Source organism: Aeromonas sp. ASNIH5 (genome assembly GCF_002902865.1).
Taxonomy (GTDB): Bacteria; Pseudomonadota; Gammaproteobacteria; order Enterobacterales; family Aeromonadaceae; genus Aeromonas; species Aeromonas caviae.
Map to the genome: position 1 here is coordinate 2461620 of NZ_CP026122.1, position 17392 is coordinate 2479011.

Here is a 17392-nt window from a genome sequence, read left to right on the forward strand (position 1 = left end):
TCTCACAGGCTGTAAACCCCGGAGCTGTCATGACCCAACTGGTGGAGCTGAAAGAGGTCTGTCTCTCATTTGACGGACGACTCGTGCTCGACAAGGTCTCCTTTACCCTGAACAAAGGCAAAATCACCACCCTGGTCGGCCCCAACGGGGCGGGCAAGAGCACCCTGAGCAAGCTGGTGCTGGGCTTGCTCAGCCCAGATTCGGGGGACATCGTTCGCCGCCGCGATCTGCGGATCGGCTATGTACCCCAGCGCCTCTATCTGGACCCCACCCTCCCCCTGACGGTGCGCCGCTTCCTGCAACTTGGCAAGAACAGCCGCCTCTCCATCGAGGAGGCGCTCAATCGGGTCGGTGCGCAGGAGCTCTTGGACAACCGGATGCAGAAGCTCTCCGGTGGCGAGATGCAGCGGGTACTGCTGGCCCGCGCCCTGCTGGTCAAACCCGAGCTGCTGGTGCTGGACGAACCGGTGCAAGGGGTAGATATCACGGGCCAGATCGAGCTCTATGCCCTCATCAGCCAGCTGGCCGCCGAGTTCCACTGCGCCGTGCTGATGGTCTCCCACGATCTGCACCTGGTGATGGCCAGCACTCACGAGGTGATCTGCCTCAATCGCCACGTCTGCTGCCACGGCGAGCCACAGAGCGTGGCCCGCCACCCGGAATTTGCCCGCCTGTTCGGGCGACCGGAGCGGGAGGTGCTGGCGGTCTATACCCACCATCACCACTGCGATGGCGAACACCATCATCATGAACCGCAGGCTCCCGTCATCCGCCTGCCCTCTCGCAACAACTAGGATCTTCACGTGGACAGCTTTCTGTTATACGCCCTCGCGGCCGGACTCGGCATCGCCCTGCTGGCCGGGCCGCTTGGCAGCTTCGTGGTGTGGCGCAAGATGGCCTATTTTGGCGACACCCTCTCCCATGCCTGCCTCTTCGGCATCGCCCTCGGTATCCTGCTGCAGGTGGACCTCACCCTGGCGGTCGTGGTCTGCTGCCTCGCCATGGCAATGCTGCTGGTCATCATGAGCCGCAACCAGCAGGTCGCCACCGACACCCTGCTCGGCATTCTGGCCCACAGCGCCCTGTCGCTGGGTCTGGTCACCCTGAGCTTCATGGACAACGTGCGGGTGGATCTGATGGCCTACCTGTTTGGCGACCTGCTCTCGGTGCAGCCCATGGACCTGCTCTGGATCTACGGCGGCGGCGCCCTGGTGCTGCTCACCCTGTGGCGGCTCTGGGATCCCCTGCTCTCCATGACCATCTCAGAAGAGCTGGCCCGGGTGGAAGGGGTGCGGGTGGATGTGCTGCGCTGCGTGCTGATGTTGCTGATAGGCCTGGTCATCGCCGTGGCCATGAAGTTCGTCGGGGCGCTCATCATCACCTCCTTGCTGATCATTCCCGCCGCCACCGCCCGCCGCTTCAGCCAGACTCCGGAGCAGATGGCCGGCTTTGCCGCCCTGACAGGCTGTCTCGCCGTGCTGGGGGGCCTTGCCCTCTCCTGGTATCAGGACACCCCGGCCGGTCCCTCGGTCGTAGTCTGCGCCACCACCCTCTTTGTACTGAGCCAGTTCAAGCGCACCTGACCTGCTCCTGATGGCCCTGGTCTCGCCAGTGCCATCAGGCCCTCCGAATCAGACTCCTGCGTCGTGGGCTGCGTCGTCCATTCTGCATAGGGCGCCCAGCCCGTTCAGACGCGCCTGAGAGGCTCGTTTTCCCCGGGTCTCAGGCTCGCCTGCGACTCCTGCCACAGCCACTGACGCAACCGGCTGATGGCGGGTTCATGGGCGCGCGAGCGCTTGAAGACGAAATAGAAGTTGTCGCCGGTCTCGAGGGCGTGCAGGGGCAGCCGCACCAGACGCGGATCCTCCGGCTGCAACATGTAGTCATTGATGAGTGCCATTCCCTGGTCCCAGTTCGCTGCCTCCAGCGCGAGCAGGATATGGCTGAAATGGTGCACCCTCGCCTCGGGGGGAATGGTCAGCCCCCCCATTTCGGCCCAGCGCCGCCAATCTTCCCCCTTCTCGCGGTAGATAGCCTGGATGGAGAGCAGCGGCAACTGCCACAGGGTGGCGGGCCACTCCCCTTCCACCTGCTGCCACATCCGGCGACTGCACACCGGCATCAGCCGCTCCCGATAGAGCAGATCGTGCATGTAGCCCGGCCCTTCGGGGGAGACGGTGATGAAACCGTCCGCCACCCTGTCGGAGAGCTCGGGATCTTCCGCCACCATCTCCAGGCTGAGATCCAGCTCGGGATAGAGCTGGCGCAGCCCGGCCAGGCGCGGTATCAGCCACTTCACCGCAAAGGAGCTGTAGACCGCGAGCCGCACCCGCATCTCGCCTCCCCCGCGCAACTGCTCGCTGCTCTGGGCAATCTGGACCAGCCCGGCGGCGATCCCCTCGAAATAGATCTCCCCCTGGGGCGTCAGGGAGAGCAGCCGCCCCTGGCGCAGCAGCAGCCGCTCCCCCAGAAAATCCTCCAGCAGACGGATCTGGTGACTGACCGCACTCTGGCTGACATTGAGCTCCAGGGCGGCGCGGGAAAAACTCAGCAGGCGGGCAACCACCTCGAAATATTGAACGGCGCGCAGGGGGGGCAGCTTCATTATCCAAATTTCTCATGCGTGATGATTTTTTATCATTTTACTGGATAACAGGCCGCGGGCTACCCTCCCCTCATCTGAATCTGGAGGTGGTATGAATGCAGTCGGGATAGGCATCCTCTATCTGGTGCTCGGCAACATGGTGGCGGTCTTCTCCGATGCCCTGGTCAAGGTGCTGGAGCCGGACCAGCCCATCTTCCAATTTGTCTTTTTCCGCCAGCTCTCCGCGGCCCTGCTACTCGCCCCCTGGCTGCTCTGGTCCTGGCGGCGCAACCCGCCGGTAGCCCTCAAGTGGCACCTGCTGCGGGCCCACATCTGGGCCGTCGGTGTCTGCCTGATGGTGGTCGCCCTCACCCGGCTGCCGCTCGCCACCGCCAACGCCCTCTTCTATGCCGCCCCGCTGCTGATGGTGCCGCTCGCGGTCTGGCTGGCGGGGGAGGCACTCTCGCGCCAGAAGGTGCTGACGGCGCTGCTCGGCTTCGTCGGGGTGCTCATCGTACTGCGCCCGACCGAGGTAAACTGGGCCGCCCTGGCGGCGCTCGGGGTGGCGCTCTCCCTGGCGGTCAACAACCTGCTGATCAAGCGCATCCCGCTCCAGCAGCCCATCGCCCAGACCCTGTTTTTCACCAATGTGCTGAGCATGCCCTTCATCCTGGCGCTGGCCTGGTGGGAAGGGGGCGAGTGGCAATGGCAGATGTGGTGGCCCGCCTTCGGCTCCTCGGCGCTCATCATGGTCTACGCGGGGCTGTGCGTGATGGCCTATCGCAAGGCGGAGGCGAGCAAGATCGCCTCGGCGGAGTACACCGGGCTGCTGATGGCGGTCGCCATCGGGGTCTGGCTGTTTGACGAACAGCCGGGGCTGCCGCTGCTGCTGGGGTGCCTGTGCATCATACTGCCGCTGGTCGCCATGGCCCGCAGCAAGCCCAAGCCCCAGGCCGAGCCGGCGCTCTAGCCTGCCGAGTCAAGCAGGGGGGCGACCCTCTGCTGCAGATGGGGGATCACCCCCTGCTCGAACCAGGGGTTCTTCCTGAGCCAGAGGGTGTTGCGCGGGGACGGGTGCGGCAGCGGCAACCAGGCCGGGCCATAGTCCGCCCAGTGTCGCACCGTCTCGGTGAGCGATCCTTTCGCCGCCGCCCTCAGGTAGTAAGCCTGCGCATACTGGCCGATGAGCAGGGTCAGCTCGATGTTGGGCAGCAGCATCAGTACCTTGTCGTGCCAGGTGGGGGCACATTCCGGGCGCGGCGGCAGATCCCCCGACTTGCCCCTGCCGGGGTAACAGAGCCCCATGGGCATGATGGCGATGCGGGATTCATCGTAAAAGGTGGCCTTGTCCACCCCGAGCCACAAGCGCAGGCGATCGCCGGAGGGATCGTCCCAGGGGATGCCGCTGGCGTGTACCCGGGTGCCGGGGGCCTGGCCGATGATGAGCAGACGGGCGCGCTCGTTGCCGCGGATCACCGGCCTTGGGCCGAGCGGCAGGTGGGCCTCGCACAGGCGGCAGGCCCGGATCTGTTCAAACAGGGGATCGAGTCGGTTCATGGGCCCGATAGTACCAGAGTTTTCTCCCCGCTCCCGCTTGTGAAAGGGGCGGCGGATACTTATCATGCAGCCGCCATTGTTTAGTTTAATAAACGGAGAGAGATGAAGAACTGGATGGGCACCGGCAGCGCGGCCCTCTCATTCGTGCTGTGGGGCATGCTGCCCCTCTATTACCAGTTCATGCCGGAGATCAACATGTGGGAACTGCTCTCCCACCGGGTGCTCTGGTCCGTGGTGCTGCTGGGAGGCCTGCTTCTGCTCCTCGGCCAGCGGGTACCCTGGGGGGGCCTGCGCGGCGATCCCCGGCAGCTCGGCCTCGTGCTGCTGGCGGGCCCCGTGATGTCCATCAGCTGGTGCATGTTCACCTGGTGCCTGACCACGGGCCAGGTGCTGGCCACCAGCCTCGCCTTCTTCATGACCCCGCTCTTCAACATCGCCTTTGCGGTGCTCTTCCTCAAAGAGAAGCTCACCCCGCAAAAACACCTGGCGGTGGCGCTCGCCCTGGCGGGGCTCGCCTACATGCTCTTCTCCTACGGCGAGCTGCCCTGGTTCTCCCTCGTGATGGGGGCCAACTTCGCCCTCTACGGCCTCATCAAGAAGAAGGTGAGACTGGACGCCGGTACCAGCCTCTATCTGGAGTCCCTGGTGCAGTTGCCCATCGCCCTTCTCATCATCGGCTGGCTGACCTTGCAGGGCACCAGCCAGTTTATGGCCGGTGACTGGACCGAGCGCCTGCTGCTGATGGGCAGTGCCCCCGCCACCCTGCTGCCGGTGGGGCTGTTCTGCTATGCGGTGGCGCGCACGCCCATGAGCACGGTGGGGCTGTTGCAATACATAGAGCCGAGCCTCGCCTTCCTGCTCGCCCTCTTCTGGTTTGGCGAGATCCCGGATCCGGTGAAATCCGTGGGCTTTGCCTTCGTCTGGGCCGGCCTGCTGGTGAGCCTGCTGCCCCTGCACCGGCTTGGGCGCCAGCGGGCCAGGTGGCGCACCTCGTGACCCTCGCCACCCCCACTCCCTCCCGCTGGTTTGTCTATCTGGTGCGCACTGGCGCCGGGGCACTCTATGCGGGGATCAGCACGGATCCCGAGCGGCGACTGCGTCAGCACCAGAACGGCAAGGGGGCCAGAGCCCTGCGCGGCAAGGGGCCCCTCTCCCTGGTATGGCAGCAGGAGGTCCCCGGCAAACGCGAGGCGCTGCGCCTCGAGTACCGCCTCAAGCAGCAGAGCAAGGCGTTCAAGGAGCGCCTGGTACACGAGCCGGCGTTGTGGCACGGCTGGAGCCTTTCCTGGCTTGCCACCCCGCACACCGACCCTGTGTCGCCCCCATAAAAAGGGCCACTGCAAGCAGTGGCCAAGGAAGGATGCGAAATCAGGGAGGCTTAACGGTAGGTGTTCGACTGCTTGCGCCTGTTGCTGAGTAGCCAGCACACCACCAGCACCACCAGCAACCAGGGCGCCAGCTTGATGATGAGGGCAAACATGCCGGCCAGGGCGCCAAACAGCACGAAGACCCCACTCACCAGCAGCATGGCCAGCACGGTGAATCCGGTCAGCGCCATGCCGATCAGCACCAGGATCAAGACGATAAATTCCAGCATGTTGTGCTCCTCACGGGCTTGCACTTGCCGACGGGACGATCCGGAGATCACCCCAGCCAGCGTTGAAGTTCACGGCGGGGAGGCATGACGAGCACCCCCACCAGATAGAGCGCCAGGGCCAGCGGCGGCATCAGGATCAGGGCGAGCAGGGCCACCACCCGCACCGTCACTCTGGACACCCCCAGCCCTCTGGCAAGACCGGCGCAGACCCCGGTCAGCTTGCGATGGGCGAGATCCTTGGGCCAGGGTGTCATGGTTATGCCTCCACCTTCTGACCCTTGAGCCGGGCCAGTTCCCGCTCAATCTCGTCGTTCAGCTCCAGCTCGCGGAACTGGGCCTCGAGGGACGGATTCTGCCCCAGGGTCGCCGCCTCCAGCTGGGCCTCCAGCTGATCGACCCGGTTCTGGAAGCCGTCGAAGCGGGCCACCAGCTCGTGCATGCGCTGGTTGTCCACCTGGGCACGGGCGCGGATGCGGCTGTGGGCGGTCTGCTCGCGCAGGGTCAGCATCTTCTGCTTCTCCCGCGCCTCGGTCAGCTTGGCCGCCAGTCGCTCGCTGTCGGCGGTGAGCTGGGCCAGCACCTCGGCCACCCGTGCCTTGTCCTCTTCCAGCCGCTCGCACTGCTTCATCTCCGCCAGCTTCTCGGTGAGGGCGGCACGGGCCAGATCTTCGCGGCCCTTCTGGATGGCGAGTTCGGCCTTGGCTGCCCACTCCTGGATCTGGTTGCGCAGCGCCTGCTGATGGCGCTCCAGCTGTTTCTGTTCGGCGATGACGCGGGCGGCCTGGGTTCTCATCTCGACCTGGACCTGCTCCATCTCCTCGATCATCAGCCGCAGCATCTTCTCCGGCTCTTCGCTCTTGTCGAGCAGGCTGTGCAGGTTGGCATTGATCACGTCGGTCAGGCGGCTGAATACGCTCATGGTCTGGCTCCTTGTTGATGGGGTGTCACTCTCTTCCCATGACATTACAAGAGCCGTGCCAGAATATTTTTTCCTTTATTTACAATTAGATGAAAGTTAACGATGGATGTTTATTGGATACGGCGTGGTGAAAAAAACCAACAAGATGGTGATTTTCACCAATAAAAAAGGGAGCCAGCGGCTCCCTCTCTTCTCTGCAACCGGGCTCAGGCCGCCGGCCGATGGCCAAGCTTGCCATCCAGCTCCGCCAGCTTGGCTTCCATCTTCTCCCGGCAGGTGTCGGAGAGCTCGCGGATGCCGGCGGCGCCGTGCTCCTTGCTGCACACCGGGGCCATCACCTCCAGCAGCACCTCACCGTTGTCCCAGCGGTTGAGATCGACCTGACCGAAGTAGCTGGAGCAGACGATGGGCACCACGGGCACCTCGGCCTGGACGGCAGTGTGGAAGGCCCCCGCCTTGAACGGCAGCAGACCACGCCCCTGGGAGCGGGTCCCCTCCGGGAACATCCAGATGGAGGTGCCGCGATGCTTGATGCGATCCACCACTTGGCCGATGGTGCCGATGGCGCGGGAGCGGTTGGAGCGGTCGATCAGCACGTTGCCGGAGAGCCAGAAGATGAGGCCGAAGAAGGGGAGCCACAGCAGGCTCTTCTTGCCCACCGCTACCACGCCGGGCTGCACGGCGCCGGTCACGGTGAAGATGTCGTAGTTGCTCTGGTGATTGCAGACATAGACCGCCGGCCCCACCGATTTGACCTCGTCGGCCACCGTCACCCGGACCTTGAGGCCGATCAGCGGGCAGACCGCATGATACATGCGGGCGAAGACATAGACGTTGTTCGGGTGGCGCGGGCGCACCAGACAAAGCAACAGGCCGAACAGGAACCAGAAGACGAGCAGCAGTGCCAGCAGCAGCACACGGGCAAGTTTGAGCATCGAACACCTCGGAATTTGACTCGGCGCAGTATACTGGTCCCCCTTTTAGCGAACAAGCGTTCGCCAGACAGAACCGACCAGCCCCGGACGCCACCGGTCACCCCGGCTTGCCCCACCCGCCATTGCCCGCTAGGATGTGGCCATCTTGATGAACGGGGCGAGCATGATTTTGCAACAACGCGCGGCGACACGACTCCTGCTGCTGGTCTGCCTGCTGGTGCTCAATTGCGCGGCCCAGCCGCTGGCCCGCCTCGCCCTGCTCGATCACGCCGTGAGTTGCCAGACCCTGCCCCAGTTCGCCTCAGCCGACGACCAGGCCGACAAGAGCACGCCCGCCAGTGTGCAGCCCAACAGCTGCCAGCTCAACGGCAAGTGGCTGAGCGCCGCCAGTCTGCTGTGCGTGGAGCAACTCTTCTTCGCCATCGCCTTCGTGATTGCCCTGCTGGTGCCGCTGTCACGGCGCGCGCCGGCACTGCCTCCCCCCATCAATGTCTCGCCGCCGGAGCGGCGACTGCACCTCACCCTCTGCGTCTGGCGGGAATGAGTTCAGCCGCGCTTTTTCAGCCTGCTGTCACTCATTTTTTGCGAGACCCAACACATGTCGAATCTCTTCAAGGCGGCCCTGCTACTGGGCAGCCTGCTGTGGCAATCCAGCGGATTGGCCAGCGATACGGGGTGGCTCACCCGCCCCCAGAACAGTCACGCCAAGATCAGGCTGCAAGCCGACCGCAGCGTCCCGGATCAGACCCGCATCCTGCTCGATGTCCAGCTGGCGTCAGGCTGGAAGACCTACTGGCACAGCCCGGGTGAAGGGGGCATTGCGCCCCAGATCCTGTGGGATGAGCCGGTCGGCGACTTCCAGTGGCACTGGCCCACGCCGCGCCCCTTCGAGGTGGCAGGGCTCAACACCCAGGGCTATCAGGAGCAGGTACGCTTCCCCCTGAGCCTGGGCTACCCGGCCGGGCAGCCGCTCAAGGGCACCTTGCGCCTCTCCACCTGCAGCAATGTCTGCATCCTGACCGACTACCCCTTCACCCTGGCGGCGGATGGGCAGGCGCCGGCCGGTTTTGACTTCGCCTGGGCCCGGGCCATGAGCACCCTGCCACAGACGCTGCCTGCCGACACCCGGGTCGAGCTCGGCTACCAGCACAACCAGCTGCAACTGCGGGCCGAGCGGGCAGAAGGCTGGCAGGAACCTGCGCTCTTCATCGATGCGCTGGAGGGGGCCGAGTTCGGCAAGCCCGCGCTCGAGGTGAACGGCACCACCCTGATTGCCCGGGTGCCAGTCAGCGACGGCTGGCAGGGGGATGCCCCTGACTTGCGTGGCCAATCCCTCGGCCTGCTGCTCACCAGCGGCGAGCAGGCCTGGCAGACCCGCGCCACCATCGCCGATCCCCTCGCCCTGCCGGCCCCGGGGCAGCCACTTCTCTGGCTGCTGGGGGCGGCGCTGCTCGGCGGTCTCATCCTCAACCTGATGCCCTGCGTGCTGCCGGTGCTGGCCCTGAAACTCGGCACCGTGTTGCAGCAGCAGGGGCGCGAACAAGGAGGCGTGCGCAAGCAGTTCCTCGCCGCCAGCGCCGGGATAATCACCTCCTTCTGGGTGCTGGCAGCCATGAGCAGCCTGCTGCGCGCCACACAAGGGGCCGTAGGTTGGGGGATCCAGTTCCAGAGCGCCGGTTTCATCGGCTTCATGGTGGCGGTGACCCTGCTGTTTTGCGCCAACCTGCTGGGGCTGTTCGAGATAAGGTTGCCCAGCAACCTCAACACTCGCCTCGCCACCCGCGGCGGCGAGGGGCTCGGCGGTCACTTCCTGCAAGGGAGTTTCGCCACCCTGCTCGCGACCCCCTGCTCGGCCCCCTTCCTCGGCACCGCGGTGGCCTTTGCACTGGCGGCGCCCCTCGGCCAGCTCTGGCTCATCTTCACGGCCCTCGGCCTTGGCATGAGCCTGCCCTGGCTGCTGGTGGCGGCCCTGCCGCGCCTTGCCCTCTGGCTGCCCAAACCGGGGCGCTGGATGGAGCGACTGCGCATCCTGCTCGGGCTGATGATGCTGGGCTCCAGCCTCTGGCTGGCGAGCCTGCTTGGCAACCATCTGGGCACCACGGCCACCGGCTGGCTGATGGCCGCCATGGTGCTGGCGCTGCTGATGGGCATCCTCTGGCGCTATGGCCTGCGCGGTTTCACCCTGGCCCTCTCCCTCTCGGCACTCATCGGCGGCGCCCTGCTGCTGGGGGGCGCCCTCACGGTGAAAGGGAGTGGCAGCGTCGATCGCATCGCCTGGCAGCCGCTCTCCGAACAGGCCATCGCCGACGCCCTGGCCCAGAACAAGCGGGTCTTCGTGGATGTCACCGCCGACTGGTGCGTCACCTGCAAGGCCAACAAATACAACGTGCTGCTGCGTGACGAGGTGCAGCGCGCCCTGTCGGCCCCGGACGTGGTAGCCCTTCGCGGCGACTGGAGCCGGCCGAGCGATGCCATCTCCGTCTTCCTGCGCCAGCGTGGCGCCGCCGCCGTTCCCTTCAACCAGATCTACGGGCCCGGCCTGCCGGAAGGAGAGGTCCTCTCTCCCCTGCTGGACAAGGCCGACTTGCTCGACAGCTTGCACAAGGCCGGCCTCGTTCAGGCCGATGCCACCCATTTCTAAGGAGAATGCCATGAGACTGCGAACCCTGACCCTCTGCACCGCCCTGGTCGCCGCCACCCTGGGCACCCCCACGCTGCACGCCGCCCCCTTCACCCCGGAGCAGGAGGCCCGCATCAAGGAGCTCATTCGCGAGACCCTGATCGCCAACCCCGGGATCCTCGACGAGGCAGCCGAATCCTGGGAGAAACAGAACGCCGCGACCCAGCAAGCCCAGATGGGTGACTTCATCAAGGGCAACCAGGACGTGCTGTTCAACAGCCCCACCAGCCCGCGCCTCGGCGCCAAGCATCCCAAGCTGACCCTGGTGCTGTTCACCGACTACAACTGCCCCTACTGCAAGCAGTTCGACCCGGCGGTCGCCAAGCTGCTCGCGGCCTATCCGGACGATCTGGGGCTGGTGATCAAGCTGCTGCCGTTCAAGGGACAGACCTCCGCCAAGGCAGCCCAGTACAGCCTGACCCTGTGGCAACAGGATCCTGCCCGCTTCCTCCCCCTGCACGACAAGCTCATGAGCAAGCAGGGGATGCTGACCGAGACGGACATCAACAAGGCGCTGGCCGCCACCGACAACCTGACCCTCAAGCCCGCAGGCAAGGCCACCGAAGAGCTGCGCAACAGCCTGCGCATCGGCACCCTGCTGGGCGTGCAAGGCACCCCGGCGACCCTTATCGGCAACCAGCTGGTACCGGGTGCCATTCCCTATGACGAGCTGGAGCAGCTGGTCAAAGCCGAGCTGGCCAAGCGGAGCTAAGCCATGGCCGAGGATACAGGCATAAGGGCCCCCCGCTGGCGCCGCTGGGGCAAGGAGGCGCTCTGGCTGCTGCTGATGGCGCTCGTCATCACCACTCTGGTGGATCTGTGGCGCAGCCCCACCCTGCCGGCGGGGGCCATGGAGACCCCCTTCACCCTGCAGGACGGCACCACCACCACGCTGGCCGAGCAGAGCCGCGGCAAGCCCCTGCTGGTCTACTACTGGGCCAGCTGGTGCGGGGTGTGCCGCTTCACCACTCCCACGGTGGAGCAGCTCTGGCAGGAGGGTGAAAATGTGCTGACGGTGGCCCTGCGCTCCGGCAGCGATGAGCCGTTGCGCGCCGGGATGGCGAAGAAGGGGCTGACCTTCCCCACCCACAACGACGAGTCCGGGGATCTGGCCGCCCGCTGGCAGGTGGGGGTGACGCCAACCTTCCTCGTCATCAAGGATGGGGCTCTGGTGAGCAGCACCACCGGCTGGAGCAGCGCCTGGGGGCTCAGGTTGCGGCTGCTCTGGGCAAGCTGGTAGCCCCCTTCATGCCAGAGATGCAAAGAGCCCGGTAGCGATACCGGGCTCTTTTTCATCAGAGGGCTGACAACCCGCCCTATTGGGCGGCCTCCATCGCCCGTTTCTCCAGATTGGCCTTGATGTCGAGACGCTCAGACTCCCCGATCACCCCGTCACCGTTCTTGTCCAGGCGAGAGAAGAGCGCCTCCTGCCGCGCCATGAACTGGGCCCTGGTGGTCTCCCGCGACGGCTTGAGCTGGCTCATCCGCTCCGGGACCGGCTTGCCAGCCTGTTGCATCACGCCAGCCAGTTTTGCCAGGTTGGCTTCTTTCTCGGCAACCGACAGCACGCCGTCACCGTTTTTGTCCTGCAAGGCGAAGCGCTGGGCGGCGCGCTCCATGAACTGGGCCCTGGTGACATCCCCCATCAGCGGCGAGGCGGGCAGTATGTCGCTGGCAGAGGCGGCACTGCCTGCCAGCGCGAGCACGAAAAACGCGGACTTGACCATGGCGATGACTCCTTGTGACGGCAGAATCCGGATGGTTCGGACAAGAGGGGGCCGGGCAACGCCAGGGCCTGCCGCCCCCCTCTGCCAGTGTAGCCCCGCCGCCATCTCGCACCGCCCGCTCTTTTCGTACAGAAAGACCGCACTTTCATGGCAGAGGCGCCGGCTTTCCGTTAAAATCTCCGGTTTTTGCCGAGCCTGGTTTGCCGACGTTGCGCCACCAGGTCGACACAGGATGAATTCCACCATGCCAGTGAGGCAGGATCCGTCATGAACAACTACTTCCGGGTGTTGGGCGTCAAGTCCAATGCCAGTGAAAACGACATCAAAAAAGCCTATCGACGGCTGTCGAACCAGTACCACCCCGACAAGCTGCACGGGGCGAGCGAAGAAGAGAAAGAGCAGGCAGCCGCCCGGCTGCACCAGGTAAAGCAGGCTTATGAAGTGCTGTCCGATCCGAAACAGCGGGCCGCCTTTATCAAGGATTTCAACAACGTCATCGTGACCGATCCCGCTGCTGCCATGCAGGAGATGTGGGACCAGTTCTACCCCTGAGCCACCAGGCAAGAAGAGCGACTATGCAAAAAAAATGGGACCAGGCACGGCTCAAGGCCCTGCAAAGCGATGCCAGCGAGAACATCGAATCCTACCGGGATCAGGACGACCCCAAGGGGCTCGAGCAGTTCACCGACCAGATGAAGGCCCTGCTGCTGGCCGACATGAGCATGCTGGAGTTCATGCCCGAATACCTGCCGCTCGCCCTCTATGGCCGGGTGCAGTTCCCGCCCAAGGCCAAGTCGCAGTGGAACAAGTGGCTCGCCAGCGGTGAGCAGCCCTCCTGGGACGAGTTCAAGGTGAGCGTCGGCTTCAGCAACGCCGTCCTGCCGCTGGTCAAGGCGGTGCGGGCACAGAGCGAAGATCAGCTGATGGAGGCCTGCGCCGTGCTGTTCCTGCTGGACAACCCGCTGCCCCGCGGCAGCCACCGCGGTGATGACGACTATGAGCTGCGGGACGAAGAAGAGGAAGACGGGGAAGATGCCGACGCCGACTACCACGGCGGCAGTGACCGCTATGGTGATGACGACGGCGATCAGGATATGTACGACGAAGTCCGTTTCTAATTGGGGCAAGGCATGAGCAACAGTCTGATAGAAATTACCGCCATCGAGATCAAAGAGCTGGCCGTTATCGAGCCGAAGCAGGCCAGCGAGAAGTTCGAGCTGATCGCCAAGACCATGTCTGACGACCAGCTGGCAGAAGTGATTGAAAACATTGATATCGTTACCCTGACCCAGATCAACGGCCAGCACGACATCTCCTTCCCCTCCATCATCTCCGAGCTGATGACCCCGGAGCGGATCCGCGACATCGTCTGCCAGCAGCCCCTCTACTGGGAAGAGGCGATCAAGAACAACGCCGACGAGCTGCAACAGCACACTTTCGACTTCCTCAACTACCTGATCCGCACCCAGGATAGCGAAGCCAAGCAGCGCGAGATCCTCGAGTGCGTGGCCGAAGATCCGGCCGGTCTCTTCTACCTCGCCATCCCCTTTATCGAGTTCTATCGCGGCGATCGCTATGAAGAGGACGAAGGCTATCGCGACGTGCTGCACGCCGAAGAGGAAGATCTCGAAGAGTCCCTGCGCTACAGCGAGCGCCAGCAGAGCGAGGATGTCCACGACTACGCGCTGGATGACCCGCGCAGCCTCTTGATGCTCATTCGCGAGCTGGCCCCCGAGGTGGAAAAATCCATCAAGTCGCTGCTGCGCAACGAGCACTCCACCTGGGACGGCATCATCAACAAGTTTGCCGCCGAGCTGGTGATGCAGGCCAAAGAGAAGAACAAGGTCGAGGAAGACGAGTACGGTGACGTCGACGACATGTTCAGCTTTCTGGATTAAGGAGCCCATTCATGCAGTTAGTCATTCGCGATGCCAACCAGGGCCCCTTTCTGACCCAGGTGCTGCGCTTTGGCCGCGACAACGAACTCTTGAGTCAGCAGCAGCTCGCCGCCATCAAGGGCAAGGCGGTGCTGATGAGCCTCAAATTCGCCGACAAGTACTACAACAAGTACAAGATGCACCTGCTGGAGCAAGCGGCCCACGACGTCATCGGCGTGGTGAGCCTCGGCCTGCAGGAGCTATCCCAACGGGATCCGGCCAAGGCACTGGCCCTGTTGCAGGCACCGGAAGGCCCCATCAAGCCGTTCCAGAAGGGCTGGTCCATGCTCATCACCGTCAGCCCCAAGCAGGCTGGCAACAGCCTCTACGGTGACGTGGATGCCCGCCTGCTGGACAAGATCTCCAGCCCCCCCGATGTGGAGGAGTGGCAAGGGTGGCAGGAGTACGAGAAGGCGCTGACCGAGCACAACAAGAGCCGCCTGATGGAACTCATCGACCAGCACTTCTTCGCCTGCGAGAGCGACCACCCCACCATGGAGGACAAGCTGGCCGAGGCGCTGCTCTACCGCATCCTCTGCGGCAAGGGCAGTGGCGCCGCCCCCCTCAAGGTGAAGCAGGATCTCAAGCGCAAGCTGGCGCGGGAAATTGAGCTCGACGAGGGCTGGTACGACACCGACTACCTCTCCGCCCAGCTTGCCCTGATGCTGAGCGCGCTGCCCGCCGACATGGCCGCCGCCCTGCGTCAGGAGCTGAGCCCGGGCTTTGTGCCCAACCTCCTCCACACCCTCGGCTTTGTGCGCCAGTACCAGCAGTTGCAAAAAGAGGACGCCTCGCCGGAGAAGCTCGACAACATGGAGATGCGCGCCGGGATCCGCCACCCCCTGCTCGGCTGGCCCCTCTACCACGACTTCTGATGACGGGCTTTCCCCTTCACCCTGTTCCAACGCCCGGCTTGCCGGGCGTTGTCATCTGTGCAGCTTGCAGATGGCGGCGCCGACCCTATCGGGTAATGGTCCACATGGCGCTTTGCATCCCGGTCTCCCGAAAATCGATCACTACGGGATAGTCGTTGCCACAGCCCGTCACCGTCCAGCGCTCCTGCCAGTGGCGACCGCCCGGCTCCCCCTCGGGAAGTTGCAACACCACGGGCACGAAGCGCTCCGGCGCGTCACACCCCTTGGTGGCCACCCAGGATGCGACCCCCACCATGGCATCCCGGATCAGCTGCTGATTGGCCAGGGTACCTTCCTGCACGGGTTCACTCGGGCTGGCCTCGGCCTGGCACACCAGGGGAACAAGCAACAGCAGGGCACAGGGTCTCATCACACCTCCAGAGGGGTCAGTCAAAAAGTGGTTCGTTCGGGGCTTTCATCATGACCCGAAACGGCGCCAGACAGAAGAGGCCACCAGGGGGGAAGCAGGCGCAGGATCCGGGGCACAGTGGCTTGCCACGCAAGGCGGACTACCTCCTAAGCGTCATTGGCCCACATTTTGTCAGGGATATAATGACTCCCCCATACAAGCCGCCGGGGAACGAGCCGTGAGCAGAAAGCCGGACCGCATGACCGCCATGCAGCAGATCATCGACGCCGTGAAGGCGGAATTTCCGCTCTATCAACCGGATACCTTCAAATGCGGACCGGACAACACCTGCATCGGCTGCCCCAAGAAGCTGATGGAGCTGGTGGATACGGACCTCTGCTACTGGCAATATCAGATCGATCGCGGCATCCCGCCCAGCTTCGACGAGCTCAACCGCTTCGGCAAGATGTGCAAAAATATCCGCCGGGCCCTGGTGCGCAATGGCCGCATTCCCGCCTGACGAAAAGCAATATGCTGCCTTCATCGGCTTTTTTTGATGGTTTTATCCACCAGAATGAATCACTACCTTATTTAATGGCTAGGCATGCCTTGCTCACCGCCTATCGTGCTGATGGCCGACGCAGGTTCATTGCCCCAAGGAGCACAATATGACTCAGGAAAGCATCCAGACCCGCTACACGCTGGATCCCGCCCTTGCCAGCGCCACCGAGCTGGAGCAGGCCATCGCCCGGGCCATCGAGGCCAACAAGCAGGACTTCTTCCCCCTGCTGGAGCGGCTGGTGGATGTGGGCGATAGCCGGGTCAAGCTCAGCCAGAAGGATCCCCTGCGGGTGCTGGGGGTGGAACTCGACGAGGCTAACACCGGCGGCACTGCCCGTCTTGGCTACGAATCCAACTTTTCCGAGAGCTGCCGCCTTATCGACGAATACGACCAGCACCAGACCAGCGTGGCCTTCACCCTCGACGGGGATCAGCTTGTTTTCGATCTTGAGCTGCCCATCGAGTGGAACTTCGACAACTGATTGGCGGCGGTGCCATTCCCCTGGCGTGTTGTAGCCAGCGGCGCCCCTTTCCCCCCTTTCTGGTGTAGGGTTGTCTGCACAGCAACGGATAGACATCTCGAGGATCACCATGGGTGAGCATCAACCTACAGCAATGCCGGTATTGAATGACAGTGAGCGCCTCGGGATCGAGCGCAAGAGCGCAGGGGATTTCCCCCTCTATCGCCAGGATCCTCACACCCCGTCTGCCCGTGGCTGGGCTCTCATCCTGCTGGGGGTCATCCTGGGGTTTGCGGCACTCTCCGCCCCCATCGACTTTTTCAAGACCACCTCAGGGGGCTTTGTGCCCGCACTCCTGTTCCCTCTCATTCCTCTGGCCGTGCTCGCCATGGTGGCGGGAACAGGGTGGCGCTCACTGTTTCGAACGCCGACGCGGCGGGATTGTCTCTTGATGCTGGCGATTACCGGCATCAACATACTGGTCTCAATCACCGTTGCCATGGCCATGCAGCACCTGTTCCAGCTGAATGCAAACCCGGTCAACGCCATGCTGGCAGAGGCGTCCAATACGGCGCGCATCCTCTTTTATCTCAAGACGGCGCCCCAGCTCTTCGGCGAGGAGGTGGTCTCCATCCTGCCTTTTCTGGCCATCCTCTGGTTTTGTCACCAAAAGCTCGGCCTGACGCGCAAGTCCGCCATCATCATCGCCTGGCTATCGACTGCCCTTATCTTCGGGGCCATGCACCTGCCCACTTATGACTGGAATTTTCTGCAATGTTTTCTGGTGATCGGCACGGCCCGCATCGTGCTGCTCAGTGGCTACATCATCACCAAAAACATCTGGGTATCGACCGGCTCACACATCATCAATGACTGGCTGCTGTTTAGCCTGATGCTGCTGCTTGGCAGCCACACAGGCACCTGATGCACGCAATACACAGGCTGGCCATGGATAGAGAGAGCCGTAGGCGTGCCCGCAGCATGGCGGCAGCCTGTTTTCGCGAATGTCTGATGACGCTTCGCTAATCAGACCTCGGCCTCCCCTCACCCTGACCCTCTCCCAAGGGGAGAGGGGATCAGCGCCTGCCAACCTGTAGCCATAGATGTCACGCATTCCAAAAATGCTGCGGTCTGGGCTCCCTTCTCCCCTTGCGGGAGAAGGGTCGGGGAT

General features: G+C 63.8%; 24 protein-coding genes. 16 read left to right on the plus strand and 8 right to left on the minus strand.

Going from position 1 to position 17392, the window contains the following annotated elements:
• Positions 1–29: 29 nt before the first annotated feature.
• Complete coding sequence (znuC, locus tag C2U30_RS11415) at positions 30–794, plus strand: zinc ABC transporter ATP-binding protein ZnuC (protein WP_103243778.1); 765 nt, start codon at positions 30–32, stop codon at positions 792–794.
• A gap of 9 nt (positions 795–803) precedes the next feature.
• Complete coding sequence (znuB, locus tag C2U30_RS11420; RefSeq protein WP_010672803.1) at positions 804–1583, plus strand: zinc ABC transporter permease subunit ZnuB; 780 nt, start codon at positions 804–806, stop codon at positions 1581–1583.
• A 104-nt stretch (positions 1584–1687) separates the two neighbouring features.
• Here znuB and C2U30_RS11425 read toward each other — a convergent pair whose 3' ends face one another.
• Positions 1688–2605, minus strand: coding sequence for a LysR substrate-binding domain-containing protein (locus C2U30_RS11425; RefSeq protein WP_042014956.1), 918 nt, complete (start codon positions 2603–2605; stop codon positions 1688–1690).
• Between the two features lie 91 nt (positions 2606–2696).
• Between C2U30_RS11425 and C2U30_RS11430 the strand changes: the two genes are divergently transcribed.
• Positions 2697–3554: a DMT family transporter gene (locus C2U30_RS11430; protein WP_010672801.1), complete on the plus strand. Its 858-nt coding sequence runs from the start codon at positions 2697–2699 to the stop codon at positions 3552–3554.
• On the opposite strand, the gene C2U30_RS11435 is transcribed toward C2U30_RS11430, so the two are convergent.
• Positions 3551–4141: a uracil-DNA glycosylase family protein gene (locus tag C2U30_RS11435; RefSeq protein WP_103243779.1), complete on the minus strand. Its 591-nt coding sequence runs from the start codon at positions 4139–4141 to the stop codon at positions 3551–3553. The genes C2U30_RS11430 and C2U30_RS11435 overlap by 4 nt on opposite strands.
• Positions 4142–4243: 102 nt before the next feature.
• Between C2U30_RS11435 and rarD the strand changes: the two genes are divergently transcribed.
• Together rarD and C2U30_RS11445 are read left to right on the plus strand one after the other, a co-directional pair.
• A complete protein-coding gene (rarD, locus tag C2U30_RS11440; RefSeq protein ID WP_103243780.1) occupies positions 4244–5137 on the plus strand; it encodes an EamA family transporter RarD in 894 nt (297 codons plus the stop codon).
• Complete coding sequence (locus C2U30_RS11445; RefSeq protein WP_103243781.1) at positions 5134–5469, plus strand: GIY-YIG nuclease family protein; 336 nt, start codon at positions 5134–5136, stop codon at positions 5467–5469. The genes rarD and C2U30_RS11445 overlap by 4 nt, the downstream gene beginning before the upstream one ends.
• A 50-nt stretch (positions 5470–5519) precedes the next feature.
• Here the strand turns inward: C2U30_RS11445 and pspG are convergent, their stop codons facing one another.
• From pspG to C2U30_RS11465, 4 genes are all read right to left on the minus strand, one after another.
• Positions 5520–5738, minus strand: coding sequence for an envelope stress response protein PspG (gene pspG, locus C2U30_RS11450; RefSeq protein ID WP_010672797.1), 219 nt, complete (start codon positions 5736–5738; stop codon positions 5520–5522).
• Positions 5739–5785: 47 nt separating this feature from the next.
• Complete coding sequence (locus C2U30_RS11455) at positions 5786–5992, minus strand: PspC domain-containing protein (RefSeq protein WP_010672796.1); 207 nt, start codon at positions 5990–5992, stop codon at positions 5786–5788.
• Positions 5993–5994: 2 nt separating this feature from the next.
• Positions 5995–6657 (minus strand): phage shock protein PspA, encoded by a 663-nt coding sequence (gene pspA / locus C2U30_RS11460; RefSeq protein ID WP_010672795.1) that lies wholly within the window; start codon positions 6655–6657, stop codon positions 5995–5997.
• A 206-nt stretch (positions 6658–6863) separates the two neighbouring features.
• The gene (locus C2U30_RS11465) at positions 6864–7592 is read right to left on the minus strand and encodes a 1-acylglycerol-3-phosphate O-acyltransferase (protein ID WP_039039739.1); all 729 of its coding nucleotides are present in this window, start codon (positions 7590–7592) and stop codon (positions 6864–6866) included.
• 163 nt (positions 7593–7755) lie between these two features.
• Here C2U30_RS11465 and C2U30_RS11470 point away from each other — a divergent pair, with 163 nt between their 5' ends.
• From C2U30_RS11470 to C2U30_RS11485, 4 genes are read left to right on the plus strand one after another with little or no spacing between them, the layout of a single operon-like run.
• The gene (locus C2U30_RS11470) at positions 7756–8136 is read left to right on the plus strand and encodes a hypothetical protein (RefSeq protein ID WP_103244692.1); all 381 of its coding nucleotides are present in this window, start codon (positions 7756–7758) and stop codon (positions 8134–8136) included.
• A 54-nt stretch (positions 8137–8190) separates the two neighbouring features.
• Positions 8191–10233, plus strand: coding sequence for a protein-disulfide reductase DsbD family protein (locus tag C2U30_RS11475; protein ID WP_103243782.1), 2043 nt, complete (start codon positions 8191–8193; stop codon positions 10231–10233).
• 10 nt (positions 10234–10243) lie between these two features.
• Positions 10244–10984 (plus strand): DsbA family protein, encoded by a 741-nt coding sequence (locus C2U30_RS11480; RefSeq protein ID WP_010672791.1) that lies wholly within the window; start codon positions 10244–10246, stop codon positions 10982–10984.
• A gap of 3 nt (positions 10985–10987) precedes the next feature.
• On the plus strand, positions 10988–11512 hold the full coding sequence (locus tag C2U30_RS11485; RefSeq protein WP_103243783.1) for a protein disulfide oxidoreductase: 525 nt from the start codon (positions 10988–10990) through the stop codon (positions 11510–11512).
• Between the two features lie 76 nt (positions 11513–11588).
• Here the strand turns inward: C2U30_RS11485 and C2U30_RS11490 are convergent, their stop codons facing one another.
• Positions 11589–11999: an EF-hand domain-containing protein gene (locus tag C2U30_RS11490; protein ID WP_010672789.1), complete on the minus strand. Its 411-nt coding sequence runs from the start codon at positions 11997–11999 to the stop codon at positions 11589–11591.
• 267 nt (positions 12000–12266) lie between these two features.
• Between C2U30_RS11490 and atcJ the strand changes: the two genes are divergently transcribed.
• The 4 genes from atcJ to atcC are packed head-to-tail and all read left to right on the plus strand — an operon-like array spanning position 12267 to position 14811.
• The gene (atcJ, locus tag C2U30_RS11495) at positions 12267–12551 is read left to right on the plus strand and encodes a cold adaptation protein ActJcold adaptation protein ActJ (protein ID WP_024943298.1); all 285 of its coding nucleotides are present in this window, start codon (positions 12267–12269) and stop codon (positions 12549–12551) included.
• 23 nt (positions 12552–12574) lie between these two features.
• Positions 12575–13117 carry a cold adaptation protein AtcA gene (atcA, locus tag C2U30_RS11500; protein ID WP_103243784.1) on the plus strand — a complete coding sequence of 181 codons (543 nt, stop codon included), beginning with the start codon at positions 12575–12577 and terminating at the stop codon, positions 13115–13117.
• A gap of 12 nt (positions 13118–13129) precedes the next feature.
• Positions 13130–13897, plus strand: a complete 768-nt coding sequence (atcB, locus tag C2U30_RS11505) for a cold adaptation protein AtcB (RefSeq protein ID WP_103244693.1) — start codon at positions 13130–13132, stop codon at positions 13895–13897.
• Positions 13898–13908: 11 nt separating this feature from the next.
• A complete protein-coding gene (atcC, locus tag C2U30_RS11510) occupies positions 13909–14811 on the plus strand; it encodes a cold adaptation protein AtcC (RefSeq protein WP_103243785.1) in 903 nt (300 codons plus the stop codon).
• A gap of 85 nt (positions 14812–14896) precedes the next feature.
• Here atcC and C2U30_RS11515 read toward each other — a convergent pair whose 3' ends face one another.
• A complete protein-coding gene (locus tag C2U30_RS11515) occupies positions 14897–15220 on the minus strand; it encodes a hypothetical protein (protein ID WP_103243786.1) in 324 nt (107 codons plus the stop codon).
• Between the two features lie 247 nt (positions 15221–15467).
• On the opposite strand from C2U30_RS11515, the gene C2U30_RS11520 reads away from it, so the two are divergent.
• From C2U30_RS11520 to C2U30_RS11530, 3 genes are all read left to right on the plus strand, one after another.
• Complete coding sequence (locus C2U30_RS11520) at positions 15468–15719, plus strand: hypothetical protein (RefSeq protein WP_039039818.1); 252 nt, start codon at positions 15468–15470, stop codon at positions 15717–15719.
• A gap of 148 nt (positions 15720–15867) precedes the next feature.
• Positions 15868–16242, plus strand: a complete 375-nt coding sequence (locus C2U30_RS11525; RefSeq protein ID WP_103243787.1) for a hypothetical protein — start codon at positions 15868–15870, stop codon at positions 16240–16242.
• A 142-nt stretch (positions 16243–16384) separates the two neighbouring features.
• On the plus strand, positions 16385–17146 hold the full coding sequence (locus C2U30_RS11530; RefSeq protein ID WP_158654912.1) for a CPBP family intramembrane glutamic endopeptidase: 762 nt from the start codon (positions 16385–16387) through the stop codon (positions 17144–17146).
• Positions 17147–17392 lie beyond the last annotated feature (246 nt).